Below are 26,258 nucleotides of genomic sequence, written 5' to 3'. Positions count from 1 at the left end.
AATGATCCAGATGCAATCCAATCTCGACGTCGCGGACAACAGCGGCGCAAAGCGCGTCCAGTGCATCAAGGTACTGGGCGGCTCCAAGCGCCGCACCGCGTCCGTCGGTGACGTGATCGTGGTTTCCGTCAAGGAAGCCCAGCCGCGTACGAAGGTGAAGAAGGGCGATGTCCATCGCGCTGTCATCGTGCGCACGAAGAAGGACGTACGCCGCCCCGACGGCAGCGTGATCCGCTTCGACAGCAACGCCGCTGTTCTCGTGAACAAGAGCGAAGAACCCATCGGCACCCGTATCTTCGGCCCGGTCGTCCGCGAACTGCGCGGCCGCGGCTTCATGAAGATCATCTCGCTTGCTCCGGAGGTGCTCTAAGATGGCATCCGCTAAGATCAAGAAGGGTGACACCGTCGTCGTCCTGTCCGGCAAGGACAAGGGCAAGACCGGTACCGTGGCGAAAGTCAGCCCCAAGGACGGCAAGGTCGTCGTTGAAGGTGTGAACATCGCAGCGCGTCACCGCAAGCCGACCCAGCAGAACCCGCAGGGTGGCATCGACCGCTTCGAAGCACCGATGCCCATCAGCAAGGTTGCTGTGGCCGATCCCAAGGATGGCAAGCCCACCCGCGTCCGTTTCGAAGAAAAGGACGGCAAGAAGGTGCGTGTTGCCGTGAAGAGTGGGGAGACCATCGATGGCTGATTACACCCCCCGTATGAAGCAGCGCTATGACGACCAGATCGTCAAGGCGATGACCGAGAAGTTCGGTTACAAGAACCGCCTCGAAGTTCCGAAGCTGGAAAAGATCACGCTCAACATGGGCGTTGGCGAAGCCAGCCAGGACAAGAAGAAGGTTCAGACCGCTGCGGAAGAAATGGCCAAGATTGCCGGCCAGAAGCCGGTCATCACCAAGGCCAAGAAGTCGATCGCACAGTTCAAGCTGCGCGAAGGCATGCCGATCGGCGCGAAGGTCACCCTCCGCCGCGAGCGCATGTACGAATTCCTCGACCGCCTCGTGACCATTGCAATGCCCCGCATCCGCGACTTCCGTGGCCTCAACGCCAAGTCGTTCGACGGTCGTGGCAACTACGCAATGGGCCTCAAAGAGCAGATCATCTTCCCCGAAATCTCGTACGATCAGATCGAGAAGGTCCGGGGCATGGATATCATCGTAACCACCACGGCGAAGACCGACGAAGAAGCCCGCGAGCTTCTCAAGCTGTTCGGCTTCCCGTTCCCGGCTGAAAAGTCGGAAGAGAAGGAGGCGGCGTGAGCCGCTTCCGGATCGCAGGATAAGGAAGGAACTTAAGTCCAATGGCGAAACTGAGTTCGATCAACAAGAACGAGCGTCGCAAGAAGCTCGTCAAGCAGTATGCGGACAAGTACGCAAAGCTGAAGGCTATCGCTAATGACGAAAGCCTCGACGAAGGCGAGCGTCTGATCGCACGTCTCAAGATGGCTGAGCTGCCGCGCAACGCGAACCCGACCCGCGTGCGCAACCGCTGCGCCACCACCGGCCGCCCCCGCGGCTACTACCGCAAGTTCGGCCTCAACCGTATCGAACTGCGTGACCTCGGCAACAAGGGCCTGATTCCGGGCCTCACGAAGTCGAGCTGGTGAGGTAAAGACAGATGGCTATGACCGATCCCCTGGGTGATATGCTCACCCGTATCCGCAACGGCCAGCAGGCGAAGAAGGACAGCGTCCTTTCGCCGGCTTCCAAGCTGCGTGCGAACGTCCTCGAAGTGCTCCAGCGCGAAGGCTACATCCGTGGCTACAGCGACGATGCTTCGGGCAAGCACCCGCAGCTGCGGATTGAACTGAAGTATTTCGAGGGCGAACCTGCGATCAAGCACGTTGCCCGTGTCTCCAAGCCTGGCCGCCGCGTCTACGCGGGTTCGAAAGAACTCCCCGTCGTTCGCAACGGCCTCGGCATCACCATCGTCTCGACGCCGCGCGGTGTGCTTTCGGACAACGAAGCACGCAACGAAAACGTCGGTGGCGAAGTGCTGGCGGAGGTGTTCTGATGAGCCGCATCGGCAAAAAGCCGGTAGCGATCCCCAGCGGGGTCACTGCCACGATCGAGGAAGGCACGCTCAACGTGAAGGGTCCCAAGGGCACCCTTTCGATGGGTCTGTCGGATCTCGTCGAGTACAAGCTCGAGAATGACGAAATCTCCGTCACTCCGGCCAATGATACCCGCGCCGCTCGCAACCACTGGGGTATGCAGCGCACGCTCGTGTCGAACTTGGTCGAAGGTGTGACCGAAGGTTTCACCAAGGTTCTCGAAATCAACGGTGTCGGCTATCGTGCATCGGCTCAGGGCAAGAAGCTCAAGCTTCAGCTCGGCTACTCGCACGACGTCGATCTCGACGTTCCCGAAGGTCTCGAGGTGAAGACCCCGGACCAGACGACCGTCGAAATCAGCGGTTCCGACAAGCAGGCCGTGGGCCAGTTCGCGGCGAATGTCCGCAAGTGGCGCAAGCCCGAACCCTACAAGGGCAAGGGTATCAAGTATCGCGGCGAGTATATCTTCCGCAAGGAAGGGAAGAAGAAGTAAGATGGCAAAGCTTTCTCTTTTCGAACGTCGCCGTCGCCGCGTCCGCACTGCGCTTCGCAACCGTGCCGGTGGCAAGCCCCGTCTGTCGGTGCACCGCACCGGCAAGCACATCTATGCTCAGGTCATCGACGATGCAGCGGGTAAGACCGTCGCTTCGGCATCGACCCTCGGCGTGAAGGGCTCGGGCGCGAACGTCGATGCCGCCAAGCAGGTCGGTAGCGACATCGCTGCTGCTGCCAAGAAGGCTGGCGTCACGACCGTCGTGTTCGACCGCGGTGGTTTCCTGTTCCATGGCCGCGTCAAGGCGCTGGCCGACGCCGCTCGTGAAGGCGGGCTGGAGTTCTGATGATGGCTGACGAAAACAAGAACGAAGAAGCCGTGACGGCTGAAACCGAACACGCTGTGACCAACGAGACGCCGGCTGTTGCCGACACTCCGAGCGAAGCAGCTGCCAACCAGGATCCCGCACAGGGTGCCGAAGGCCAGCCGCGCGAGCGTGGCGGTCGTGGTGGCCGTGGCGGCAACCGTGACGGTGGCCGTGGCCGTGGTGGTCGCGACAATCGTCGTGGTAACCGCCGCGAGGAAGAAGACGACGGCATCATCGAGAAGCTCGTCCACATCAACCGCGTCAGCAAGACGGTGAAGGGCGGTAAGCGCTTCGGTTTCGCTGCGCTCGTGGTCGTGGGTGACGGCTCGGGCCGTGTCGGCTTCGGCAAGGGCAAGGCCCGCGAAGTGCCGGAAGCGATCCAGAAGGCAACCGCTGCTGCTCGCAAGAAGATGATCCGCGTCCCGCTGAAGGAAGGTCGTACCCTCCATCACGACGGCAACGGTCGCTTCGGTGCAGGCAAGGTTACCGTGCGTACGGCGCCTCCGGGTACCGGTATCATCGCCGGTGGTCCGATGCGTGCCGTGTTCGAGAGCCTCGGCGTTGCCGACGTGGTGACCAAGTCGGTCGGCACCTCGAACCCCTACAACATGATCCGCGCCACCTTCGACGCGCTGACTGACCAGACTTCGCCGAAGTCGGTTGCCCAGCGTCGCGGCAAAAAGGTCGCCGACCTGCTCGGTCGCGGTGGTGCATCGGAGGCCGAGGCTGAAGCCGACGCCGCCGCTATCGCGGAGTAATTGAGATGGCGAAAGCAAAGACCATCAAGCTCAAGCAGATCGGTTCGCCGATCCGCCGTCCCGAAGGCCAGCGCAAGATCCTCATCGGTCTTGGCCTGAACAAGATGCACAAGGTTGTCGAGCGTCAGGATACCCCTGAAGTGCGCGGCGCCGTGGCCAAGGTCCCGCATCTGGTGGCGATCGTCGAAGACTAAGGCGCAGGCCTTCGTCGGATACGATTACAATTTGACGGGGGCGGCCTGCTGCGATAGCGGGCCGCTTCCATTTTTCAGCGCGAACAAAAGCGAAAGCGAGTGCAGACATGACTATCAAACTCAACGACATCCGCGACAACCCCGGCGCCCGCAAGGAGCGCATCCGTGTCGGCCGTGGCATCGGCTCGGGCAAGGGCAAGACCGGTGGCCGTGGCCAGAAGGGCCAGAAGAGCCGTTCGGGCGTCGCCATCAAGGGCTTCGAAGGCGGCCAGATGCCGCTTCACATGCGTCTGCCGAAGCGCGGCTTCAACAACCCGTTCGGCAAGGACTACGCCGAAGTGAACCTGGGCATGGTCCAGAAGTTCATCGACGCGAAGAAGCTCGACGCCAAGAAGGACATCGACCACGCTGCACTGAAGGCTGCTGGCCTCGCACGCGGCGGCAAGGACGGCGTACGTCTCCTTGGCAAGGGTGAACTGAAGGCCAAGGCCAAGTTCGTCGTCGCCGGTGCCTCGAAGGGCGCCATCGAGGCGGTCGAGAAGGCTGGCGGTTCGGTCGAAGTGATCGCCAAGGGCGAAAGCGAAGCCGAAAAGAAGGCCAAGCGCACCGAAGCCAACAAGGCCAAGAAGTCCAAATAATACCGAAAATATGGGGAGCGGGGTTCGACAAAGGTCGCCTCGCTCCCTATCTGTCCGGTCTATGCCGGGACGGGCCGGCGAAAAGCTAGGATCGAAGACGACCAATGGCATCAAGCGCCGATAGTTTTGCGAGCAACATCAGTCTCGCCAATTTCTCCAAGGCCACGGAGCTCAAGCAGCGTATCTGGTTCACGATCGGCGCGCTGATCGTTTTCCGTTTCCTCAGCTTCGTGCCGCTGCCGGGTATCAACGCCCGCGCACTGAGCCAGCTTGCCGACCAGACGCAGGGCGGCATCATCGACATGTTCAACATGTTCACGGGCGGCAGCCTGGAACGTATGAGCCTGATTGCGCTCGGCGTCATGCCCTACATCACCGCCTCGATCGTGGTGCAGATGGCCTCGGCCCTGCATCCCACGCTTGCTGCGCTGAAGAAGGAAGGCACCACCGGTCGCCAGAAGCTGAACCAGTACACGCGTTACGGTACGGTTTTCCTCTGCACCATCCAGGGCTGGTTCCTGGCCGTCGGCCTCGAAAGCTTCGGCGCGTCCAGCGGCATTGCTGCCGTTGTCGACCCCGGCCTCATGTTCCGGATCGGCGCTGTCATCAGCCTTGTCGGCGGCACGATGTTCCTGCTGTGGCTGGGTGAGCAGATCACCAGCCGCGGTATCGGTAACGGCGTCTCGCTGATCATCATGGCGGGCATCGTCGCACAGTTCCCGACCTTCGTGACCAACATGGCCTCGGGCTACAGCGAAGGGTCGATCGCAACCGGCATCCTGCTCGGCTTCATCGTCATGGTCGTCGGCCTGATCCTGCTGATCAGCTTCTTCGAGCGTGCACAGCGCCGCCTGCTGGTACAGTATCCCAAGCGTGCAACGCAGCGCGGCATGATGCAGGCAGACCGCTCGCATCTCCCGCTCAAGCTCAACACGGCCGGCGTGATCCCTCCGATCTTCGCCAGCTCGCTCCTGCTGCTCCCGCTCACGATCACCCAGTTCGCAGGCAATGCGTTGGATCCGGACGGCGGCGTCGGCGGAAGCTTCGGCACTGTGCTCCAGTACCTGCAGCACGGCCAGCCGCTCTACATGACGCTGTATGGCCTCGGCATCATCTTCTTCTGCTTCTTCTACACTGCCGTCGTCTTCAATCCCGAAGAGACCGCGCAGAACCTGAAGAAGAACGGCGGCTTCATCCCGGGCATCCGTCCGGGTAAGCGGACCGAGGAATATCTCGACTACGTGCTGACCCGCATCACCGTGATCGGTGCCATCTACCTGACCTTCGTCTGCGTAGTGCCCGAATACATGATCGCACAGACCGGCGTCCCGCTGTTCCTTGGCGGTACCAGCCTGCTGATCGTCGTGAACGTCACGGTGGATACGATCAGCCAGATCCAGTCGCACCTGCTGGCGCACCAGTACGGCGACCTCATCAAGAAGGCGAAGCTCAAGGGCCGCCTGCGTTAAATCCCGAGACGAAGGGGACACCTCTCGATGGACATCATTCTTCTCGGCCCTCCGGGCGCTGGCAAGGGCACGCAGGCACAGCGGCTCGTCGAGCATCATGGCATGCTCCAGCTGTCGACCGGCGACATGCTCCGCGAAACGCGCAAGGCCGATACCGAGCTTGGTCGCAAGGTCGCCGACATCATGGATTCGGGCGGGCTCGTGTCCGACGACATCGTTTCGGCAATGATCGATGCCAAGCTGGCCGACATGGGTCCCGAAGTGGGCGCCATCTTCGATGGCTATCCCCGTACGGAGCATCAGGCCGCGCAGCTCGACGAAATTCTCGCCAAGCACGGTCGAAGCCTCGACCATGTTATCGAGCTTGAAGTGAACGAAGACGCGCTCGTCGAACGCATCACCGGCCGCTATACCTGCGCCAATTGCGGTGCGGGCTATCACGACACCTTCAAGCAGCCCAAGGTCGAGGGCGTGTGCGATCAATGCGGTTCGACCGAATTCAAGCGCCGTCCCGACGATAACGAGGAAACTGTGCGTCACCGCATGTCGGTCTATCGCAACGAGACCGCACCCATCCTCCCGGGCTACGAGAAGCGCGGAATCGTGAAGCGCGTCGACGGCATGGGCGCGATCGACGAAGTCACGCACGCGATCGACGCTATCCTGACCTGATCCGGCTTTCCAAAGCCCGCATTGCTGCATAGAACCTCTCCCGAACAGGGAGAGGTTGATGATCAGGTTCGCATTCTTGGCTGCAGCGTCCGCGCTCGCTCTTGGCACACCTGCTGCGGCAGAGGTGATGGAGCAGGGTGACGACAGTTTCGTCACGTCCGACAGCGCCACAGTCGCCGCAACTCCGCGCCAGACCTGGCTTGCATTGATCAAGCCCAGTGAGTGGTGGAACGATAGCCATACCTGGTCGGCCGATGCCTCCAACATGTCGTTGGTGCCTAGCGCGGGCGGATGCTTCTGCGAGAAGATACCGGGCGAAGGCGATATCCCGCTCGACGGCAGCGCCCAGCATGCCGTGGTGGTGCAGGCCGTACCCGACAAGGCATTGCGCCTGCGCGGTTCTCTCGGCCCGCTGCAGGCTGTGCCCGCCACGGGTATCCTCACCATCATGCTCGAAGAGGTCGATGGCGGCACCAAGATCAACTGGCAGTATCACGTCGGCAATGTCAGCGGCTTCCCGATCGAAACGATCGCCGGCGCGGTAGACGGCGTTATGACACAGCAGCTTCACGGCCTGCGCGATTTCCTCGGTGCGCTCGAGGATGAGACTGAAGGCGATACCGAGGACGAGGACGAGGATGAGAGCGAGGACTAAGCCTCCGCTCCTATGAACGAAAAGCCTGTCCGGGCGTAGATTGCGAAAGCGGAAGATCTCCGCAACCCGTCTCGCCCGGAGAAGCAATTGCCCGACAAGATACCCGACCTCGACACTTTCATCGAAGGTGTCCGCAAGCGTAACCCCGGCCAGGACGAGTTCGTCCAGGCAGTCGAGGATGTCGCGCAGGACATCATCCCCTTCATCGCCGATCATCCGGAATATCACGAGGCGGAGATCCTCCGCCGCCTTGCCGAGCCCGACCGCATCGTTTCCTTCCGCGTTTGCTGGGAGGACGACGATGGCAATGTTCGCGTGGAGCGCGGGTGGCGGGTGCAGAACAACAACGCGGTCGGCCCTTACAAGGGCGGCCTGCGTTTCTCGGAGAACGTCAACGAGAGTGTCCTGAAATTCCTCGCGTTCGAGCAGACTTTCAAGAATTCGCTCACCGGCCTGCCGATGGGCGGCGGGAAGGGCGGTTCGAACTTCAATCCCAAGGGCAAGTCCGATCGCGAGGTGATGCGCTTCTGCCAGAGCTTCATGTCGGAGCTGTTCCGCCACATCGGTCCGGACCGGGACGTGCCCGCCGGTGACATCGGCGTAGGCACGCGCGAAATCGGATACCTCTTCGGCCAGTACAAGAAGCTCACCGGCCGCTGGGAAGGGGTGCTGACCGGCAAGGCCAGTGAATACGGCGGCTCGAAGCTGCGGACCGAGGCTACCGGCTATGGTGTCGTCTACTTCCTGCGCGAAATGCTGAAGGACAGCGACGAGGGCCTCGAAGGCAAGAGCGCAGTCATATCCGGATCAGGTAATGTCGCCCTGCACGCGGCGGAAAAGCTCATCGGCGAGGGCGCGAAGGTCCTCACCCTGTCCGACAGCGACGGCTTCATCCATGATCCCGACGGGATCGACGAAGAGAAGCTGGACTGGGTGAAGACGCTCAAGATCGAGAAACGCGGACGCATCTCCAATTATGTCGACGAGTTCGATGGTGCCGAATTCCATGAAGGCAAGGCGCCCTGGGATGTCGACTGCGACATCGCCCTGCCTTGCGCGACCCAGAACGAACTGGACGATGACGGCGCCAAGGCGCTTCTCGACAATGGTGTGATGGCGGTGGTGGAAGGCGCCAATATGCCGAGCACGGCCGATGCGTCCGCGCGGTTCCGCAAGTCGGGCATCCTTTTCGGTCCGGCCAAGGCCGCCAATGCTGGCGGGGTGGCGGTATCAGGGCTCGAGATGAGCCAGAATTCGGAGAGGGTCAGCTGGGATCACGAGAAGCTCGACACCATGCTCACCGGCCTCATGCAGGACATCCACGACAAGTGTGTGGAAAGCGGAACCGACGATGATGGCAATGTTGACTATGTCCGCGGCGCCAATATCGCGGGATTCCGGAAGGTTGCCGATGCGATGCTGGCTTTCGGTGTCGTTTGAGGCCGATTTTGACCTCTCGGGCAGCCGCGTGTAGGACTTGTCCTTGAAACTTGGCGGAGGCAGCCCATATCGGCGGCCTCGCTGCTTGCGCGCGCTGGCTGTTGACGCGAGAAGCGAATCCTACTAAGCGCGCCTTTCATTCGACACTTGCGGTGAGTCCGGCAGGCGACAGCCTTTGTGCACGCCATCCGGGCTTTTTGCGCTACCAGCGTCCGTCAGAGTCAATGAAAACAAAGCGTTGAGATGGGGTCCCGCTTCAAGAGACCCTGTGGAGCATGGAGAATTAAGTGGCTCGTATTGCCGGGGTAAACATCCCCACAAACAAGCGCGTTATCATCGCGCTCACCTACATTCACGGTATCGGCCGTACCAAGGCTGTCGAAATCGCCGACAAGCTCGGCATCGATCACGCCACGCGTGTCCAGGACCTCACCGACGAGGAGCTGCTTCGCGTTCGTGAAACCATCGATGAAGAGCATACGGTAGAAGGTGACCTTCGTCGCGAAACCGCGATGAACATCAAGCGCCTCATGGACCTGCGTTCCTATCGCGGCCTTCGTCACCGTGCCGGTCTGCCCGTTCGCGGCCAGCGCACCCACACCAACGCCCGCACCCGCAAGGGTAAGGCCAAGCCGATCGCCGGCAAGAAGAAGTAAGCTTCGGCTCGTCCGACAAGCTTTTCCCTTCTTGATAGAATAGAGGATTACACACCATGGCACGCGAACCCGGCCGTATTCGGCGCCGCGACAAGAAGAACATTTCTTCTGGCGTCGCGCACATCAACGCCAGCTTCAACAACACGATGATCACCATCACCGACGCACAGGGCAATGCCATTAGCTGGTCCAGCGCTGGCATGATGGGCTTCAAGGGCAGCCGCAAGTCGACTCCCTACGCCGCACAGGTCGCCGCCGACGACGCAGGCCGCAAGGCTGCCGAGCACGGCGTGCGTACCCTCGAAGTCGAAGTGAAGGGCCCGGGCTCGGGCCGTGAAAGTGCACTGCGCGGTCTCGCTGCAGTGGGCTTCACGATCACCTCGATCCGCGACGTGACGCCGATCCCGCACAACGGGGTCCGTCCTTCCAAGCGTCGCCGCGTCTGATCCGTACCTGCCTGGTGGCTCGGATACGCTGAGCCACCGACACATTCACGGACCGGACGCTCGATAGAGAGCTCCGGTCCTGCCCGCATCCACACCAGGGGAAATCCATGTCCGTCAACATCAAGAACTGGCAGGAACTCAAGAAACCCAACACCCTCGACATCAAGGACGGTGGCGACAAGGACCGCAAGGCGACCTTCGTTGCAGAACCGCTCGAGCGCGGCTTCGGCCTCACGCTCGGCAACGCGCTGCGTCGCGTCCTGCTGTCCTCGCTGCAGGGTGCAGCCATCACCTCGATCAAGATCGAGAACGTGCTGCATGAATTCTCCTCGCTCGCAGGCGTGCGCGAGGACGTCACCGACATCGTCCTGAACGTGAAGCAGATCGCGCTCAAGATGGAAGGTGAAGGCATGAAGCGCCTTCAGCTCTCGGCCACCGGCCCGGGCGAAGTGAAGGCTGGCGACATCGCCGTTTCGGGCGACATCGAGGTCATGAACAAGGACCTCGTAATCTGTCACCTCGACGAAGGCGCCACGCTCAACATGGAACTGACCGCCGACACCGGTAAGGGCTACCGCCCGGCAGTGATGAACCGTCCGGCCGACGCGCCGATCGGCCTCATCCCGGTCGACAGCCTGTATTCCCCGGTTCGCCAGGTGAGCTACAAGGTCGAGAACGCCCGCGTTGGCCAGGAACTGGACTACGACAAGCTCTCGCTGACCATCGAAACCGACGGCACCGTTACCCCGGAAGACGCAGTGGCCTATGCCGCGCGCATCCTCCAGGACCAGCTGACGCTGTTCGTCCACTTCGAAGACGGCATCCCGCAGCCCAGCTCGGCCATGATCGGCCAGGCTGCAGAGCCGCAGGAAAGCGACACGAACCAGCTCAACCGTTACCTCCTCAAGAAGGTCGACGAGCTGGAACTGTCGGTCCGTTCGGCAAACTGCCTCAAGAACGACAACATCATCTACATCGGCGACCTGGTCCAGAAGACCGAGGCCGAGATGCTCCGTACGCCGAACTTCGGCCGCAAGTCGCTCAACGAGATCAAGGAAGTGCTCTCGTCGATGGGTCTGCGCCTCGGCATGGACATCCCTGGCTGGCCGCCGGAGAACATCGAGGAAATGGCCAAGAAGCTCGAACAGGAACTTCTCGGCTAATCCAGAGATACACGGGAGTGGGCCGGACCCGTTAATCCGGCCCGTATCGGGCTACCTAGAACGGGCCCCCTACGAACGAAAAAGGAAGTACAATGCGTCATAAAATTGCAGGCCGTAAGCTTCAGCGTAAGACCGGCCACCGCAAGGCCCTGTTCCGCAACATGAGCGCCGCGCTCATCAAGCACGAACAGATCCTCACCACGCAGGCGAAGGCTAAGGAACTGCGTCCCTACATCGAAAAGCTGATCACGCTCGCAAAGCGTGGCGGTCTTTCGAACCGTCGTCTTGCGATGAGCAAGCTTCAGGACGAAACGCAGCTCAAGAAGCTCTTCGACGTTCTGGCAGAGCGTTATTCGGACCGTGACGGCGGCTACACCCGCGTCATCAAGGCCGGCTACCGCGACAGCGATGCCGCCGCCATGGCCGTGATCGAATTCGTCGACCGCGACGTCGACGCCAAGGGCCAGGACAGCGGCCCCGTCATGACCGACGAGGAAATGGAAGACGCGTAAGCCGCGGCTCCATACCGAGACAAAAAGAGGCCGGGGGAGAAATCCTCCGGCCTTTTTGTTTATCCGCTTGACTCTTTGCCCGTTTGGGCAGACATTTCTGTCATGACAGAAAAAAGTGACAGGATCGAATTGTCGCCATCGATTGCACGCTTCGTGCTGCATTGGGGCGATCTCGGCAGCCAGTGGGGCGTAAACCGCTCGGTGGCGCAGATCCACGCTCTGCTGTTCATTTCCGACGAACCACTCAATGCCGAACAGGTCGCTGCCACGCTCGGCCTCGCACGTTCGAACGTTTCGAACTCGATCCGCGAGCTGCTCTCATGGAAATTGATCGAGCGTGTGCCCGTGCTGGGAGAGCGCCGTGATCATTTCACGGCCGAAGCCGACATTTGGGAAATGGCGACGCGCATCGCCAAGGGCCGCAAGGAACGCGAGATCGATCCGGCTGAGGCCGCTCTCAAGCTTTGCAACGAAGAGGCGGCGAACGATCCCAAGATCAGCCCGCAGGCCCGCCAGAAGCTCGCCGACATGCTCGAGTTCGTCTCGACGATGTCGCGCTGGCACGACGAGATGCTGAACGTGCCCAAGGGCGCGCTCATGACGCTGATCGGACTGGGGTCGGGCATCGTGAAGGTGATCGGATGGAGGCCCGGCAAGGGTAAGAAATAACGACCCCGTCGAAGGGGCAACAAAGGGGAAGTGCAATGCAGGCGCAGCTGCAGAAAGTCGGAAAGGTCGAGCCACTCAGGGGCGGCGAGGCCTACGATACGCGCTTCCGGGCCCTTGTCGGCGAAGAGGAATGGCGTGGGCTGCCCCTCGCAGTGCAGAGGCGCTTCTCGAAACGTCTCGCTGAAGCCAAGGTCGCCATCTATCCCGGCATTATCGAGGAGGTCCGCTTCAGCCGCGCAGGCTGGATGCTGGCGCAACTGTGCCGTGTGATCGGCGCTCCGCTGCCTCTCCATGCAGACAAGGGCGTGCCTGCCACGGTCTCGGTCAGCGAAGATGGGGCGAGCGGTGGCCAGTGCTGGACGAGGATTTATGGTCGCAAGCGCGGCTTCCCGCAGGTGATCCACAGCGCGAAGCGCTTCGCCGGCAAGTCGGGGCTTGAGGAATATCTCGGGCGCGGCATCGGAATGGCACTGAAGGTTGTGGCGATCGAGGACGGCCTCGAATTCCGTAGCGATCACTACTTCCTCGATATCGGACCCGTCCGCCTGCGCCTGCCGCACTGGATTGGCCCGGGCCGGACGGTGGTTCGCCACCGTGACCTTTGTGAAGGGCGGTTCGAATTCTCGCTCAGCCTCGTCCACCCCTTGCTCGGGGAAATGGTCTACCAGTCGGGAGTATTCCGCGATGCCTAGAGCGCTCAAGGTTCTTTTGGTCGGGGCGAGCGGCGTATTCGGTTCGCGCCTCGCCGAGCTTGCTGCGGGGGAGAAGGGCATCGAACTGACGCTCGCGGCGAGAAACTTGCGCAAGCTGGAAAGTCTTGCGGCGCGTCTGCCCGCAAAGGTCGGGCTGGCGCGCATAGATCGCGATGCGGTCAAATCGGTCGATCTGGTCGGATATGACCTCGTCATCGATGCGGCAGGACCGTTCCAGTTGTCGCATACGAGGTTGATCGACGCCGCGATCGGCGCCCGGATCGACTATCTCGACCTCGCCGATGGCCGGGACTTCGTGTCGAAATTTCCACGTTTCGATCGGCAGGCGACAGAGGCAGGTGTGTCGCTGGTGACGGGCGCCAGCTCGATCCCTGCGCTCAGCCACGCGGTCATCGACGACCTTACGGCAGGGTGGCAGGCGATCGATACGATCCGTGTAGGCATCTATCCCGGCAATCGGGCACCGCGCGGGCGTTCGGTCGTGGAAGCGATCCTTTCCTATGTCGGCAAGCCGGTCCGCGTCTTCCGCGAAGGACAATGGCAGGAAATGCCGGGTTGGGGCGGCATGCACCGCGAGGACATTCCACGCATCGGCAAACGCTGGGCCTCGGTCTGCGATACGCCCGAGCAGGATTTGCTGGTAGAGCGCTACAAGCCGCGCCAGTCGGCAGAGTTCTTTGCCGGACTGGAGCTCGGGCTGCTGCATGTCGGACTGTGGCTCTGCTCGCTCCCCGTCCGGTGGGGCTGGCTCGAGAACTTGCGTCCCTTCGCCTTGCCTATGCTCAAACTGGCCGAGATCGTGCGTCCCATAGGTTCGGATCGCGGCGCAATGACGGTCAGGGTCGCAGGGGAGGGCCCTTCGGGCGAACCACTGCAGCGCATGTGGACGCTGCGTGCCGACGCCAATCGCGGGCCCTATGTTCCCATACTCGCCGCACTTGCGCTGATCCGGCGCTTTCGCGATGGAACGGGGCCACAGCCCGGTGCGCATGTCTGTTCGGGATTGCTCGAGCTCGCGGATTTCCTGCCGGACATGGCCAGGCTCCGGATGGAGCATTGGACGGGCGGCGATACAGGAAGTTTTGACTCGCAGGCGCACCCGCTGCAATCCTCCGCCGCATGATCAGGACCGCTCTCGCAGCCACGGCGCTGCTCGCCGCTTCGTCGGCATTTGCCCAGTCGACCACACAGGAGGAAATCGACGCCCGCTACGACCGCGCGCTTGCGGCAGGCTACAAGGCGCTGTTCCTGTGCAGTGCACTGTCGAGCTCCGAAACCTTCGGCGTGCCGCGATCCGTCGAAAGCGTCGAGGAGTGGGAGCTTACAGGCATTCAGGCGCCACTTGATGCCATCGTTCCTGAACTCGAGTACGAGATATTCCGGACACGGGGCGGTGCCGGCGTCCTCTCGCGTGTCGAAGTTAAGTGGGCGGATGACATGCCGAACCGGATCGCCTGGCATCGTGAGGAGGGCGGATGCAGCCTGTCTGAGTTAGGCGAGGCGTCGCCTACGCGGCCCGAAACCCTGCCTATGTTTCCTGAGGAGGGCATGGTCCTTTACCATTCGCGGATCAATCCTCCTGCTCTCCAACGTGTATTCGGTGGAGCGATGCTCACGAATTACGGCGAAGGAACACGGACGACCGCTATTTCCATGAGCGTCAACGGAAGGCAGTATTGGCAGTACCGTGAGCCATTCACAGCCTTTACGCCTCAGAGAACGTGGTCGGTCGCGAAAAGTATCGCGGCCACGTTGGTAGGCGCCGCGGTTTACCGGGGCGAGGCGGACGTCAATGCTTCGGCCGGTCTCGGTCTAGATGCGGATGATCCACGCAGGTCGATCACCATCGATCACTTACTTCGCATGGCGTCGGGCCGCTATTCCGACACTCCCGGCAACAGGACCGACCCACTCTATTTCGGGGGCGGCAGCGTTTCGGAGACGGCATTGGATTGGCCGCTCGTGCATCCACCGGGCAGCGTCTACCGGTATGCTAACAACGACACGCTGGCAGCAGTCGCAGCGATAAAGGACACTTTCGAGCTTGACCCTCCGAAAGCGTTCTTCGACCGGGTCGGCATGTCCGCGACGATTGCCGAAACAGATCTTGCTGGGGACTACATTCTTTCATCACAGGTCTGGTCGACCGCACCCTCCCTGATGGCGCTCGGCCAGCTCTATCTCGACGACGGCGTCCTGCCGGACGGCACGCGCATCCTGCCCGAGGGCTGGGTCGAATATGTCTCCACCCCCAGTGGCCCTCAACCCGACGGCCCGTTCGGTTATGGCGCGGGGTTCTGGCTCCTCAATAAGTCCGAGGGCATCCCGAGCGACACCTTCGCCGCAATGGGTAATCGCGGGCAGTTCATAATTATCGTCCCGAGTCTGAACGTGGTGATCGTCAGAAGGGGTGAAGATCCTGCAGGTTCGCGCTTCGATATCGCTTCGTTCACGCGCGATGTACTTGAATCCATTGCAGATTAGCTATTCAGGAAACTCATTAGTTATCTGAACGTCGCCTGCAATCGCGATTCAGCGTCACCTCACAGCGAATCACCTAGAACCTCAATCAACCGAGGCAATCCCGCCACGGTCGAATTGAGGAGAGCCTCACATGAACATCAAGACAAAGGCTTTTGCGAAAGGTGGGATCGCAACCGCTGCCGTCGGCGCAATGGCGCTGGCAGGAGCTACCCCCGCATATGCAGGTGACCGCGACGATGACGGCATTTCCGTTGGCGACGTGATCGCCGGTGCCGTGATCATCGGTGGTATCGCCGCCATCGCCAACTCGGCGAGCAAGGACCGCGATTACTACCGCGACGGTCGCTACTATCGTGATGGACAATACTATCGCGACGGCCGCGAGTATCGCCGCGGCGCCTATCGCCATCGCGGCAACCCGCGCAACGCAGTCGAGCGCTGCATCCGCAAGGCCGAGCAGGTCGCCTATAACAACGGCTATCGCTTTGCCCGCGTGACCGATATCCGCGATGTCGATGACAAGCGCTATGGCTGGCGCGTGAAGGGCCGGATCGTCGTCGACGGCTATCGTGGCCACCGCGGATACGACCGCTATGATCGCTATGATCGTCGTGGTCGCGACTATCGCCGCGGTGGAGATGAAGGCAAGTTCACCTGCTACATCGAGCGTGGCCAGTGGGCCCAAGTAGACTTCAAGGGTATCCGCGGTCTCCGCTGATAATCCGAACAGCGACATAACCAGTCGTCACGGGCGGCCCGGACCACATCTCCGGGCCGCCTTTTCGTGCGCGGTTCAGGATGAAGTCAGCAGCACGCGCGCATGAGAACGGCATTGTGAAACGATTCGCGCCAGGTGGGGGTGCGAGCTTGAACAGGGACCGGCCCATGCCGAATTTCAGATCTCTTGCCACCGCGCCTGCCATGCTTGCGGTTCTTTCCATGACGGCTGCGCCCGCAGTGGCTGCCGAACTTCCCCGGATGCAGCCCGTTTCCGCAGGCTGGGCAGAGCTTGACCCCGTCTACGACGCGACCAAGGCCGAGACGCTCGAACACCGTCGTTATCACCGCTATCGCTATCGCCGCGGACCCGATGCAGGCGATGTCATCGCCGGCGTCCTGATCATCGGCGCCATTGCGGCAGCTGCCGATCGCGCGAGCAAGCGCGACCGCGACAGGGACTATCCGGACCGTGATTATCGGGACCGGGACTACCGCGAGAGGTACTATCGTGACCGCGATTACCGCGATTACCGCGATGATGCACGCTGGCGCGACGGGCGCGGGATCGACCGTGCAGTGAATATGTGCATCGCGCGGGTGGAACGTGACACCCGCGTCGAAACTGTGGACCGTGTCGATCGCACCGCGCGCGGATGGCAGGTCGCCGGCACGATCTTCAACGGCGACGGCTTCACCTGCATGATCGACGAAGACGGCCGCATCAGCGATGTCGATTACGGACAGCGCGGTGCAAGCTACGAGCGCGATGACGACGATCGCTATGATGACGATTACGCCGTCGCGCCCGAGAACGATCGCCAGTGGGAAGACGATCGCTATGCCGAGGAACGTGAGCGGTTGGAGCGTGGCGCTACCGCTGATGCAGGCGATGCGCGTACTGCCTATCCCGGCGGTCCCATCGAGGGCGATGATGACGGCGAGGTCGATGGCGATCTGGAAGCCGAGGACGGCTACACCACCATCTAGTTCTCGTCCGGCTTCGCGCCCCGCTCGTCATAGGAGGGTAGGGCGAGGTTCCAGTGGATCGCGGCGAAACGCAGGCTGAAACCGGCCAGCGTCGCTGCGATCCAGACCCACCACAGTTCTATCCTGAGCAGAGAGCCGAATACATTCAGGCTTGCCGCGAGCGCGGCTGCTGTCACGTAGAGTTCGGGACGCATCAGGATCGACGGTCGGCCCGCCAGCACGTCGCGGATGATACCGCCTGCGGTGCCCGTAATCACGCCCATCAGGATCGCCGGGACGACCGGAACGCCGTATTCCAGAGCCTTGGCCGAACCAAGCACGGCGTAGGCGGCAAGGCCGAGGCCATCGGCAATCGAGAGGAACTTGCCCTCCCACCAGCGCGTCGGTGTGAACCACGCAAACAGCGCGATGCCGAGGCATACGACTGCCACCCAAGGATCGGTGATCCAGAACACGGGCGCACCGATCAAAAGGTCGCGGATCGACCCTCCACCCACACCGGTAATCAGCGCGAAGAAGACCAGCGTGACAAGCGTCTGCTTCTCCTTGGCAGCGACCAGCGCGCCGGTCAGCGCGAAGATAGCGACACCGGCGAGGTCCAGCCAGTCGAGGACCGGGGTGAGGATTTCCTCGTTCAAGCGGGCACCTTCACCCGGGCCTTGCGGCGGCGGAACATGAGGATGCAGCCCAGCAGCGAGCCGATGACGCCCAGGCCTGCAAACAGGATCAGGATAGGGTGGCTGGTGTCTTCGCGCGTCTCCAGGTCCATGATGTGCAGACCCCAGACGAAGTCGAAGGTCCGCCACCATTCGGTGCGCACGGCCTCGATCCGGCCGGTTTCGGTGCCGACATAGACGTGGGTGCCGTCTGCCAGCGCAACCTGCCAGACGGGCATGGGGCGGCGGAAATCGAACGGCACGTTGTCAGCCTCGAAGCGGGTGGCGCTGACAACCTTTTCGCCGCCGTGGATTCCCTCTCCCACGATCATGCGCGCCTCGATTTCGGAGAGCGGTGACATCTTCTTGCCGTTGGCGCGGAAGCGTTCGCTCGTGCCGTCCATATAAGTGATGCGCGTGACGGTTTCCCCGCGCTCTACCTGCGTGGCTACGGAGCGCACCGGTGCAGTGCTTTCGGAAGGGAGCGAGACCGCGATTTTGGTATCGGCAGGCAGGGCCTGTTCGGTCACTTCCTTGCGCAGGTGGTTGCCGCGCACTTCCTCGATCGGCTTGATGACCATGATCAGGCCAGTGACGGTCCACATCAGGACCGGCACGCCTACCAGCCAGCCAAGCCAGATATGCCACTTGGCGAATTTCTGCATCATGGGCGCACGCGCCATTGGTATTTTCTCCCGTCGATCCGCCCGATCCATGGGCAAGAGCGATCAGGAGTGCAAGACCTCGCCGATTTGCTCCGCAGCTGCAATGCATGCGAGGTCCGACCAGCGCGGTCCCATGACCTGTACGCCGCAGGGCAGGCCGGCTGTCTCGCCGATGGGAAGCACCGTCGCGGGGAGGTTGGGGAAGGTCGCGAGGCCGGCCCAGCACAGGCCCGCAGCGCCCGGCACTTCGGCCCCGTTTATGTCGATCATCCCGTCGAAGATGCGCTTGTCGCTATGCGGCACGGCGAGCACCGGCGCGGGCGGGGCGAGGACGAAATCATAGGCTTCGAGCAGGTGCGACCAGGCCATCTCGTTGCGCGCCTGGATATCTAGCATGTTGAACCAGTCGGTCGCACTGGCCCGCTTGCCATCCTTGGCAGGGGCCCCGCGCGCCATCGCGATATTGAGCATCCGCATGTAATCGCCGTGCTGCTTTTCGAGGTCGGGCAGGAGGTCGCTCGAACGGTCGACCTTCACGCCAGCCTTTTCGAGTTCTGCGGCCATCGCTTCCATCGGCCCGCGTACAGCATCGTCGGTCGGACAGGAGGGATGATCGACCAGCATGAGCACGCGACAGTCGCGCAATTCGACCGGCTGCTCTTCCAGCGGCAGCGAGGCAGTGATCCTGAGCAGCGCGGCAAGATCGGCGGCATTGCGGGCGAGGGGGCCGGCAATCGAGAGCGCGCCGTCATGCGCACCGCGGCCAGCCATCAGCGGATGGTCATGGCCTTCCTTGCTGATCAGGCCCCAGCTCGACTTGTGACCCCAGACACCGCAGAAATGGGCAGGGACGCGGACCGAGCCGCCGATGTCGGTTCCGAATTCGCATGGCACCATGCCTGCCGCCACTGCTGCCGCAGAGCCGCCGGAGGAGCCCCCGGGCGAGCGCTCGTGATCGTGCGGGTTGTGCGTGCGGCCATAGACCGGGTTGTTCGATTGCCAGTCGGCAAGATCGGGTGGGACGTTCGTCTTGCCGAGGAAGACGACGCCCGCCTGCTTGAGCTTGCGGACCACCATGGCATCGCTCTTCGCGATATTGTTGGCATGCGCCTCGTGACCCCAGCAGGTTGGCAATCCTTCGATGTCGAAGCTTTCCTTGATCGTCATGGGAACGCCGAACAGCGGGCGGTCGTCGGGCGAGGTGCCAAGCGCCTTCGCGGCATCGCGGGCCCTTTCGAAATCGCAGACGACCACGGCATCGACCAGCGCGTCGAGATGTTCGATGCGGGCAATCGCGGCATCGGTCGCCTCAAGCGGTGTCATCTCGCCTCGGGCGATGGCAGCCGCGGTTTCAAGCGCTCCGGGCTGGTCGGTAAGTTTCGGATAGGCCAAGCAGGTTCCCCCTCTCTCTCCCGCGCGTTCTACGCCAAGGTCGGGAGAGGGGCAATCTGTGCCGCGAGAGTCCAGTAACCTACGAGCTGATCAACCGGCTGCTGGTTGGTCCTCTTCGGGAACAGGAGTCTCGTCCTCGTGCCCGATCGCCAGGCCTAGCGCGAGCCCGAAACCGAGGATGGGGGCGGCGCCGTACCCGATCAGGACGCCCGGGTAGTTCGACATGAGCGACAGGATCGTGAACCCGAACAGGCATCCCGCCAGCGTGTAGCGCGTGGCCTTCGAAGCGGGGATCGCGCGCAGGATTAGGAAAAAGCCGACCACCAGTGAAAGGAACAGGCCGAGTGCCGCGAAAGGTGATAGGCCTGCGGCGGTGACCAGAACGCGCTCCACGAATTCCTGCGGCGGCGGATTGCCGCGAACCGCCATCACGATTGCAGCGAAGAATGTGAAGATGCAGGTCGTGCCGATACGCCAGTCGCGCGTGACGTCGTGCAGGCCGATGGCGGCAAACAGGAGCGCAAATCCGAGCGCTGCGTCGGGTTGGAGCAGGCCGGCGAAAATCGCGGTAAGCAGGATCGGCGGGGTATATTCGCGGTCACGAACCGCGAGAACGAGGATCGAGGGAAGCAGGAGGCCCGACGAATGGAGGTTGAAGGGCCCAGCCGGTATCCACCGCGCGACACCGTCCTGCCACGGGCCGGTCAGGAGCGGCAGGAACAGTCCTGCAAGCATGACGACGGTGAGAACACGCCGTCCTCTGAATGTGGAAGGCGCAGAGAGAACCAGGGCAATGCCAAGCGCGCCAACAAGCGCGAATGCGTTGATAGCGAGGTATTGATGGGGGGCGCCCGCGAGATGAAGGAAGAGGAGGCCCGCGAGGACCGGAATCGAAAGGGCGAGCAGGGCAGGTAAACGCTCTCGCAACCTGCCCATCGCTCGCCCTCCCGTTATTCGATCAGATGTGGATCGGCTTGCCCTGTACCGCCATCGCGGCTTCCTTGACCGCTTCCGAATGCGTCGGGTGGGCATGGCAGGTGTAGGCGATGTCTTCGGACGTCGCGCCGAATTCCATGGCCTGTGCTGCCTGTGCGATCATCGTGCCGGCAACGCTGGCGATGCACCATACGCCGAGCACGCGGTCGCTTTCGGCCTCGGCGATTACCTTCACGAAGCCGTCGGGCTCGTGATTGGTCTTGGCGCGGCTATTGGCCATCATCGGGAACTTGCCGACTTTGATCTTGGCCTTGTCGCCGCCCATCTTCTCGATGGCTTCTTCCTGCGTCAGGCCGACACCGGCAAACTCGGGCAGGGTGTAGACCACGCCCGGGATGATGTCGTGGTTCACGATGCCGGTCTGGCCAGCGATGTTTTCGGCGCAGGCGATGCCTTCGTCTTCGGCCTTGTGCGCGAGCATCGGGCCGGGGACACAGTCGCCGATGGCCCAGACGCCGTCGACGGCCGTGCGGAAATCGTGATCGGTTTCGATCTGACCACGCTTGTTGGTCTCGAGACCGATGTTATCGAGGCCGAGGCCTTCGGTATTCGGCTTGCGACCGATCGAGACCAGCACACAATCGGCTTCGAGCGTCTCTTCGTCGCCGCCAGCGGACGGTTCGAGCGTCAGCGTGGCCTTCTTGCCCTTGACCGTCACGCCGGTGACCTTGGTCTTGAGCTTGAGTTCCATACCCTGCTTCTTGAAGATCTTGGCCGCTTCCTTGCGGACATCGTCGTCCATGCCGGGCAGCAGCTTGTCGAGGAATTCGACCACCACGACTTCAGCACCGAGGCGGTTCCAGACCGAACCGAGCTCGAGACCGATGACGCCGCCACCGATGACGACCATCTTCTTCGGCACCTTGGGCAGTTCGAGAGCGCCGGTGGAATCGACCACGACGTGGTTGTCGTTATCGACTTCGACGCCAGGCAGCGGGGTGACCGAGGAGCCGGTCGCGATAATCACGTTCTTGGCGGTGACCGTCTCGTCACCGACCTTGACCGTGTGTGCATCCTGGAAGGTGGCGTGGCCCTTCTTCCAGTCGACCTTGTTCTTCTTGAACAGGAATTCGATGCCGCCGGTCAGGCCCTTCACCGCGTCGCGGCGCTGGGCGTGCATCTTGTCGAGATTGAGCTTGGGCGACACGTCGATGCCCATGTCGGCCATCGCGCCGTTTGCAGCAGCGTCGTAGAACTCGCTCGCGTGCAGCATCGCCTTGGAGGGAATGCAGCCCACGTTGAGGCAGGTCCCGCCCAGCGTTTCGCGGCTTTCGGCACAGGCGGTCTTGAGACCGAGCTGTGCAGCGCGAATTGCAGCGACATAGCCACCCGGGCCAGCGCCGATGACGAGGACGTCGTAGTCGTATTCAGCCATGTGTCTTTCCTCAGAGGTCGATCAGCATCCGGGTCGGATCTTCGATCGCTTCCTTGATGATTTTCAGTGCGGTGACCGCCTCGCGGCCGTCGATCAGGCGGTGGTCGTAGGACAGGGCGATATACATCATCGGGCGGATGACGATTTCGCCGTCGACGACGACCGGGCGGTCCTCGATCCGGTGGAGGCCGAGGACGGCGCTCTGCGGCGGGTTGATGATCGGGGTCGACATGAGCGATCCGAACACGCCGCCGTTGGAGATGGTGAAGGTGCCGCCCTTCATGTCTTCCATCGTCAGCGTGCCCTCCTTGGCGCGCTTGCCGAAGTCCGCGATGTCCTTCTCGATGCGGGCAAAGCCCTTGTCCTGTGCGTCACGGATAACCGGGACGACCAGGCCGTTGGGCGCCGACACGGCGACGGAGATGTCGACGTAATCGTGATAGACGATTTCATCGCCCTCGATATAGGCGTTGACCGCAGGCACGTCCTTCAGCGCGAGGCAGGCGGCCTTGGCGAAGAAGCCCATGAAGCCGAGACGGATGTCGTGCTTCTTGGCGAACAGATCCTTGTACTTGGACCGCGCCTCGATGACCGCGCTCATGTCCACGTCGTTGAAGGTGGTGAGCAGCGCGGCGTTTTCCTGCGCGCCCTTGAGGCGCTTGGCGATCGTCTGGCGCATGCGCGTCATCTTCACGCGCTCATCGCGGCGCTCGCCGGTGGCTGCAGGTGCCGGAGCGGGAGCCGAAGCTGCCGGAGCCGGGGCAGGCGTGTCGCCCTTGGCCTTGGCAGCGGCAATCACGTCTTCCTTGGTCAGGCGGCCGTCCTTGCCGGTGCCCTTGATCGTCGAGGGATCGACGCCGTGTTCGAGCACAGCGCGGCGCACGGCAGGCGACAGCGTCTGCGAGGCATCGGAGGAAGCGGCTTCGGCACGCTCTTGCTGGCCTTCGTCGCGTTCCTGTGCCGCGCGACCCGCTTCCTCGCCGGTGGCAGCGCCGGTCGCGCCTTCTTCGACGATGGCGAGGACAGCGCCGACTTCGACGGTGTCGCCGACTGCGACCTTGAATTCCTTGATCACGCCGGCAACGGGCGAGGGCGCTTCGACTGCAACCTTGTCGGTTTCGAGGCTTACGATGGGTTCGTCCACCGCAACGGCATCGCCGACGTTCTTGAGGAACTCGCCGATGGAAGCTTCGGTGACGCTTTCACCGAGAGTGGGGACTTTGATTTCAGTGGCCATGGTGATTGCTTTCCTCTTCGGGCCTCGATCAGTTGCTCGTGCCGCCGTTCAGGCCGAGCGCGATATTCACGAGCGCTTCCTGCTGGACCTGGTGGCGGCTGGCAAAGCCGGTTGCTGGTGATGCGGCGACTTCGCGGCCGGCATAAGTCGGGCGCATGCCGTCCTTGCCTGCCTTGGTTGCCGCTTCCTCGATCAGGCGATCGACGAAGAACCATGCACCGTTGTTCTTGGGCTCTTCCTGGCACCAGACGATCTCTTCGAGATTGGTCATGCGCTCGAGGCGCACGGCCAGCGGTTCGCCGGGGAAGGGATAGAGCTGTTCGATACGGACGATCGACACGTCCTTCAATTCCGCTTCGTCGCGGCGCTGCATCAGGTCGTAGGCGACCTTGCCGCTGCACAGGACGAGACGCTTGATCTTCTTGTCGTCGATCTCCGTCATGTCGGACTTGATCCGCATGAAGTGGTGATCGCCCATGAACTCTTCCGCCGTCGACTTCGCCAGCGGATGACGGAGCAGCGACTTCGGGGTCATGATGACCATCGGCTTGCGGAACGGACGCAGCATCTGGCGGCGAAGCACATGGAAGTAGTTCGCCGGCGTGGTGATGTTGCAGACCTGGATATTGTCGTTCGCGCACAGCTGCAGGAAGCGTTCAAGACGCGCCGAACTGTGTTCCGGACCCTGGCCTTCGTAGCCATGCGGCAGCAGCAGCACGAGGCCGTTTGCGCGCAGCCACTTCACTTCGCCAGCTGCAATGAACTGGTCGATCATGATCTGTGCGCCATTGGCGAAATCGCCGAACTGCGCTTCCCACATCACAAGGCTCTTCGGGTCCGCCATGGCGAAACCGTATTCGAAGCCGAGCACGCCGTATTCGCTCAAGGGGCTGTCATAGACCTCGAACTTGCCGTGCGGCAGCGTGGTGAGCGGAATGTACTTGCGCTCGTCCTTCTGGTCGATCCAGACGGCGTGGCGCTGAGAGAAGGTGCCGCGACCCGAATCCTGGCCCGACAGGCGCACACCGAAGCCTTCGGTGACGAGGCTGCCGAAAGCGAGCGCTTCGCCGGTCGCCCAGTCGAAGCCTTCACCGCTGTCGAACATGTCCTTCTTGGCCTTGAGCACGCGGCCCAGGGTCTTGTGGATCGTCACGTCCTCGGGGACAGTGGTCAGCGTCCGGCCGAGGCTGTCGAACAGTTTCTGGTCGATGCCGGTTTCGACATTGCGACGCGCGGTTTCGGGATCGGCGGGCTTGTTGAGACCCGCCCAGCGACCGCCGAACCAGTCGGCTTCGTTGGGCTTGTAGTCCTTGGCAGCTGCGAATTCGTCTTCCAGGTGCTGGTCGAACTCGTTGCGCAACGCGTCGGCATCGCCCGACTTGATGACACCTTCGCTCTCGAGGCGCTTGGTATAGAGCTCGCTCACACGCGGGTGCTTGCGGATCTCGTCATACATCAGCGGCTGGGTGAATTTCGGTTCGTCGCCCTCGTTATGGCCGAAGCGGCGATAGCACCACATGTCGATCACGATATCGCGGCCGAACGTCTGGCGGTATTCGATTGCCAACTTGCAGGCGAAAGTGACCGCTTCCGGGTCGTCGCCGTTTACGTGCAGGATCGGGGCCTGGACGCCCTTTGCCACATCGCTGGGGTAGGGCGAGGAGCGCGCGAACTGCGGGCTCGTCGTGAAGCCGATCTGGTTGTTGATGACGAAGTGCAGGCAGCCGCCGGTGTTGTAACCGCGCACGCCCGAGAAGCCGAGGCATTCCCACACGATACCCTGGCCTGCGAAGGCGGCGTCACCGTGCAGCAGCACCGGCAGGACCTGCTCGTGCTGCTTGAGATCGTCGCGAATGGCCTGCTGTGCACGGGTCTTGCCGAGCACGACCGGGTTCACCGCCTCGAGATGCGAGGGGTTGGGCACGAGGCTCATGTGCACGTCGATGCCGTCAAACGAGCGGTCAGTGCTGGTGCCGAGGTGATACTTCACGTCGCCCGAACCGCCGACATCGTCGGGGTTCGAGGAACCGCCCGAGAACTCGTGGAAGATGACCTTGTACGGCTTGCCCATCACGTTCGCGAGAACGTTGAGGCGGCCACGGTGAGCCATCCCGTAGATGATCTCGCGCACGCCGAGCTGGCCGCCGTACTTGATCACCGCTTCGAGCGCGGGGATCATGGATTCGCCGCCATCGAGGCCGAAGCGCTTGGTGCCGACGTACTTCTTGCCGAGGAACTTCTCGTATTCCTCGCCGCGGATCACCGAGGCAAGGATCGCGCGCTTGCCTTCGTCGGTGAACTGGATCGTGTCTTCGGGGGTCTCGAACTTGTCCTGCAGGAAACGACGCTCGGTCGTGTCCGAAATATGCATGTATTCGAGGCCGACCTTGCCGCAATAGGTCTCGCGCAGGACGCGGAAAAGCTCGCCGATGCTGACCCATTCGAAACCGAACACGCCGCCGACATAGACTTCGCGCGCTTCCTGCCCTGCAAGGCCGTGCCATTCGAGCTTAAGATCGTCGGGTATGTCGCGGTGCGAGAGCCCCAGCGGGTCGAGATCGGCCGCCAGATGTCCGCGGACACGGTAAAGCCGCACGAGCAGCATCGCCTTGATGCTGTCGTCCGCTGCCTGCTCGATCGCCTTGGGATCGGTGGCCTTGCCGGCTTTTTCCGCTGCGGCTTTCACCGCAAGGCGCATCTGCGTGGGGTCCAGCGCCGCGGTCAGATCCGCGTCGCTGTCGACCACCTGCTGCAGCCAGTTGGGATTGCCCCAGCTGGGGCCCTGCTGCGGACCTTCCTGATCGCCCATTTCGGGCAGGAAGTTCTGGCTCTCGTTACCCATTT

The 26,258-nt window shown here is 62.3% G+C and carries 31 protein-coding genes; 24 read left to right on the top strand and 7 right to left on the bottom strand.

Annotated features, from left to right (window positions below):
* Position 1: 1 nt before the first annotated feature.
* The 24 genes from rplN to K3165_RS02750 all read left to right on the top strand — a co-directional run bounded on the left by rplN (position 2) and on the right by K3165_RS02750 (position 17,093).
* A complete protein-coding gene (gene rplN / locus K3165_RS02865; RefSeq protein ID WP_067464754.1) occupies positions 2 to 370 on the top strand; it encodes a 50S ribosomal protein L14 in 369 nt (122 codons plus the stop codon).
* Position 371: 1 nt separating this feature from the next.
* Positions 372 to 692 carry a 50S ribosomal protein L24 gene (gene rplX / locus K3165_RS02860; RefSeq protein ID WP_221431377.1) on the top strand — a complete coding sequence of 107 codons (321 nt, stop codon included), beginning with the start codon at positions 372 to 374 and terminating at the stop codon, positions 690 to 692.
* A complete protein-coding gene (rplE, locus tag K3165_RS02855; RefSeq protein WP_221431376.1) occupies positions 685 to 1,263 on the top strand; it encodes a 50S ribosomal protein L5 in 579 nt (192 codons plus the stop codon). Before rplX ends, rplE begins: the two co-directional genes overlap by 8 nt.
* A gap of 41 nt (positions 1,264 to 1,304) precedes the next feature.
* Positions 1,305 to 1,610: a 30S ribosomal protein S14 gene (rpsN, locus tag K3165_RS02850; RefSeq protein WP_221428656.1), complete on the top strand. Its 306-nt coding sequence runs from the start codon at positions 1,305 to 1,307 to the stop codon at positions 1,608 to 1,610.
* An 11-nt stretch (positions 1,611 to 1,621) separates the two neighbouring features.
* Complete coding sequence (gene rpsH / locus K3165_RS02845; RefSeq protein WP_221431375.1) at positions 1,622 to 2,017, top strand: 30S ribosomal protein S8; 396 nt, start codon at positions 1,622 to 1,624, stop codon at positions 2,015 to 2,017.
* Positions 2,017 to 2,550, top strand: a complete 534-nt coding sequence (gene rplF / locus K3165_RS02840; RefSeq protein WP_221547341.1) for a 50S ribosomal protein L6 — start codon at positions 2,017 to 2,019, stop codon at positions 2,548 to 2,550. The genes rpsH and rplF overlap by 1 nt, the downstream gene beginning before the upstream one ends.
* Before the next feature lies 1 nt (position 2,551).
* On the top strand, positions 2,552 to 2,896 hold the full coding sequence (rplR, locus tag K3165_RS02835) for a 50S ribosomal protein L18 (protein ID WP_221431373.1): 345 nt from the start codon (positions 2,552 to 2,554) through the stop codon (positions 2,894 to 2,896).
* Complete coding sequence (gene rpsE / locus K3165_RS02830) at positions 2,896 to 3,675, top strand: 30S ribosomal protein S5 (RefSeq protein WP_247713865.1); 780 nt, start codon at positions 2,896 to 2,898, stop codon at positions 3,673 to 3,675. Before rplR ends, rpsE begins: the two co-directional genes overlap by 1 nt.
* Before the next feature lie 5 nt (positions 3,676 to 3,680).
* The gene (gene rpmD, locus K3165_RS02825) at positions 3,681 to 3,869 is read left to right on the top strand and encodes a 50S ribosomal protein L30 (RefSeq protein ID WP_221431372.1); all 189 of its coding nucleotides are present in this window, start codon (positions 3,681 to 3,683) and stop codon (positions 3,867 to 3,869) included.
* Positions 3,870 to 3,982: 113 nt separating this feature from the next.
* Complete coding sequence (rplO, locus tag K3165_RS02820) at positions 3,983 to 4,507, top strand: 50S ribosomal protein L15 (RefSeq protein WP_221548301.1); 525 nt, start codon at positions 3,983 to 3,985, stop codon at positions 4,505 to 4,507.
* Positions 4,508 to 4,611: 104 nt separating this feature from the next.
* Positions 4,612 to 5,976: a preprotein translocase subunit SecY gene (gene secY / locus K3165_RS02815; RefSeq protein ID WP_221547340.1), complete on the top strand. Its 1,365-nt coding sequence runs from the start codon at positions 4,612 to 4,614 to the stop codon at positions 5,974 to 5,976.
* Between the two features lie 27 nt (positions 5,977 to 6,003).
* Positions 6,004 to 6,648 (top strand): adenylate kinase, encoded by a 645-nt coding sequence (locus K3165_RS02810; RefSeq protein WP_221547339.1) that lies wholly within the window; start codon positions 6,004 to 6,006, stop codon positions 6,646 to 6,648.
* A 58-nt stretch (positions 6,649 to 6,706) separates the two neighbouring features.
* The gene (locus tag K3165_RS02805) at positions 6,707 to 7,303 is read left to right on the top strand and encodes an SRPBCC family protein (RefSeq protein ID WP_221547338.1); all 597 of its coding nucleotides are present in this window, start codon (positions 6,707 to 6,709) and stop codon (positions 7,301 to 7,303) included.
* An 87-nt stretch (positions 7,304 to 7,390) separates the two neighbouring features.
* Positions 7,391 to 8,743: an NADP-specific glutamate dehydrogenase gene (gene gdhA, locus K3165_RS02800; protein ID WP_247713863.1), complete on the top strand. Its 1,353-nt coding sequence runs from the start codon at positions 7,391 to 7,393 to the stop codon at positions 8,741 to 8,743.
* A gap of 287 nt (positions 8,744 to 9,030) precedes the next feature.
* Positions 9,031 to 9,399, top strand: a complete 369-nt coding sequence (gene rpsM, locus K3165_RS02795) for a 30S ribosomal protein S13 (RefSeq protein WP_006831903.1) — start codon at positions 9,031 to 9,033, stop codon at positions 9,397 to 9,399.
* Between the two features lie 56 nt (positions 9,400 to 9,455).
* Positions 9,456 to 9,845 (top strand): 30S ribosomal protein S11, encoded by a 390-nt coding sequence (gene rpsK, locus K3165_RS02790; protein WP_160607305.1) that lies wholly within the window; start codon positions 9,456 to 9,458, stop codon positions 9,843 to 9,845.
* 107 nt (positions 9,846 to 9,952) lie between these two features.
* A complete protein-coding gene (locus tag K3165_RS02785; RefSeq protein WP_221428646.1) occupies positions 9,953 to 11,008 on the top strand; it encodes a DNA-directed RNA polymerase subunit alpha in 1,056 nt (351 codons plus the stop codon).
* A 92-nt stretch (positions 11,009 to 11,100) separates the two neighbouring features.
* Positions 11,101 to 11,520 (top strand): 50S ribosomal protein L17, encoded by a 420-nt coding sequence (rplQ, locus tag K3165_RS02780; protein ID WP_221547337.1) that lies wholly within the window; start codon positions 11,101 to 11,103, stop codon positions 11,518 to 11,520.
* 102 nt (positions 11,521 to 11,622) lie between these two features.
* Positions 11,623 to 12,189 (top strand): GbsR/MarR family transcriptional regulator, encoded by a 567-nt coding sequence (locus tag K3165_RS02775; RefSeq protein ID WP_221547336.1) that lies wholly within the window; start codon positions 11,623 to 11,625, stop codon positions 12,187 to 12,189.
* A gap of 35 nt (positions 12,190 to 12,224) precedes the next feature.
* Positions 12,225 to 12,881: a DUF4166 domain-containing protein gene (locus tag K3165_RS02770; protein ID WP_221547335.1), complete on the top strand. Its 657-nt coding sequence runs from the start codon at positions 12,225 to 12,227 to the stop codon at positions 12,879 to 12,881.
* On the top strand, positions 12,874 to 14,025 hold the full coding sequence (locus K3165_RS02765) for a saccharopine dehydrogenase family protein (RefSeq protein WP_221547334.1): 1,152 nt from the start codon (positions 12,874 to 12,876) through the stop codon (positions 14,023 to 14,025). Before K3165_RS02770 ends, K3165_RS02765 begins: the two co-directional genes overlap by 8 nt.
* Positions 14,022 to 15,386 carry a serine hydrolase domain-containing protein gene (locus K3165_RS02760; RefSeq protein WP_221547333.1) on the top strand — a complete coding sequence of 455 codons (1,365 nt, stop codon included), beginning with the start codon at positions 14,022 to 14,024 and terminating at the stop codon, positions 15,384 to 15,386. Before K3165_RS02765 ends, K3165_RS02760 begins: the two co-directional genes overlap by 4 nt.
* A gap of 130 nt (positions 15,387 to 15,516) precedes the next feature.
* On the top strand, positions 15,517 to 16,104 hold the full coding sequence (locus tag K3165_RS02755; protein WP_221547332.1) for a hypothetical protein: 588 nt from the start codon (positions 15,517 to 15,519) through the stop codon (positions 16,102 to 16,104).
* A 167-nt stretch (positions 16,105 to 16,271) separates the two neighbouring features.
* Complete coding sequence (locus K3165_RS02750) at positions 16,272 to 17,093, top strand: hypothetical protein (RefSeq protein ID WP_221547331.1); 822 nt, start codon at positions 16,272 to 16,274, stop codon at positions 17,091 to 17,093.
* Here the strand turns inward: K3165_RS02750 and K3165_RS02745 are convergent.
* From K3165_RS02745 to K3165_RS02715, 7 genes are all read right to left on the bottom strand, one after another.
* On the bottom strand, positions 17,090 to 17,731 hold the full coding sequence (locus K3165_RS02745; protein ID WP_221547330.1) for a trimeric intracellular cation channel family protein: 642 nt from the start codon (positions 17,729 to 17,731) through the stop codon (positions 17,090 to 17,092). The genes K3165_RS02750 and K3165_RS02745 overlap by 4 nt on opposite strands.
* On the bottom strand, positions 17,728 to 18,432 hold the full coding sequence (locus K3165_RS02740) for a PepSY domain-containing protein (RefSeq protein ID WP_221547329.1): 705 nt from the start codon (positions 18,430 to 18,432) through the stop codon (positions 17,728 to 17,730). Before K3165_RS02740 ends, K3165_RS02745 begins: the two co-directional genes overlap by 4 nt.
* Before the next feature lie 45 nt (positions 18,433 to 18,477).
* On the bottom strand, positions 18,478 to 19,806 hold the full coding sequence (locus K3165_RS02735) for an amidase family protein (RefSeq protein WP_221547328.1): 1,329 nt from the start codon (positions 19,804 to 19,806) through the stop codon (positions 18,478 to 18,480).
* A 90-nt stretch (positions 19,807 to 19,896) separates the two neighbouring features.
* Complete coding sequence (locus K3165_RS02730; RefSeq protein WP_221547327.1) at positions 19,897 to 20,541, bottom strand: hypothetical protein; 645 nt, start codon at positions 20,539 to 20,541, stop codon at positions 19,897 to 19,899.
* 223 nt (positions 20,542 to 20,764) lie between these two features.
* The gene (gene lpdA, locus K3165_RS02725) at positions 20,765 to 22,177 is read right to left on the bottom strand and encodes a dihydrolipoyl dehydrogenase (protein WP_221547326.1); all 1,413 of its coding nucleotides are present in this window, start codon (positions 22,175 to 22,177) and stop codon (positions 20,765 to 20,767) included.
* A gap of 10 nt (positions 22,178 to 22,187) precedes the next feature.
* A complete protein-coding gene (gene odhB / locus K3165_RS02720; RefSeq protein ID WP_221547325.1) occupies positions 22,188 to 23,414 on the bottom strand; it encodes a 2-oxoglutarate dehydrogenase complex dihydrolipoyllysine-residue succinyltransferase in 1,227 nt (408 codons plus the stop codon).
* Between the two features lie 28 nt (positions 23,415 to 23,442).
* The gene (locus K3165_RS02715; RefSeq protein WP_221547324.1) at positions 23,443 to 26,256 is read right to left on the bottom strand and encodes a 2-oxoglutarate dehydrogenase E1 component; all 2,814 of its coding nucleotides are present in this window, start codon (positions 26,254 to 26,256) and stop codon (positions 23,443 to 23,445) included.
* Positions 26,257 to 26,258 lie beyond the last annotated feature (2 nt).

Source organism: Qipengyuania xiamenensis, from assembly GCF_019711495.1.
GTDB classification, from domain to species: Bacteria; Pseudomonadota; Alphaproteobacteria; order Sphingomonadales; family Sphingomonadaceae; genus Qipengyuania; species Qipengyuania xiamenensis.
The sequence above is the reverse complement of the archived record's forward strand: the minus strand, read 5'-3'. Positions and strand labels throughout refer to the sequence as shown.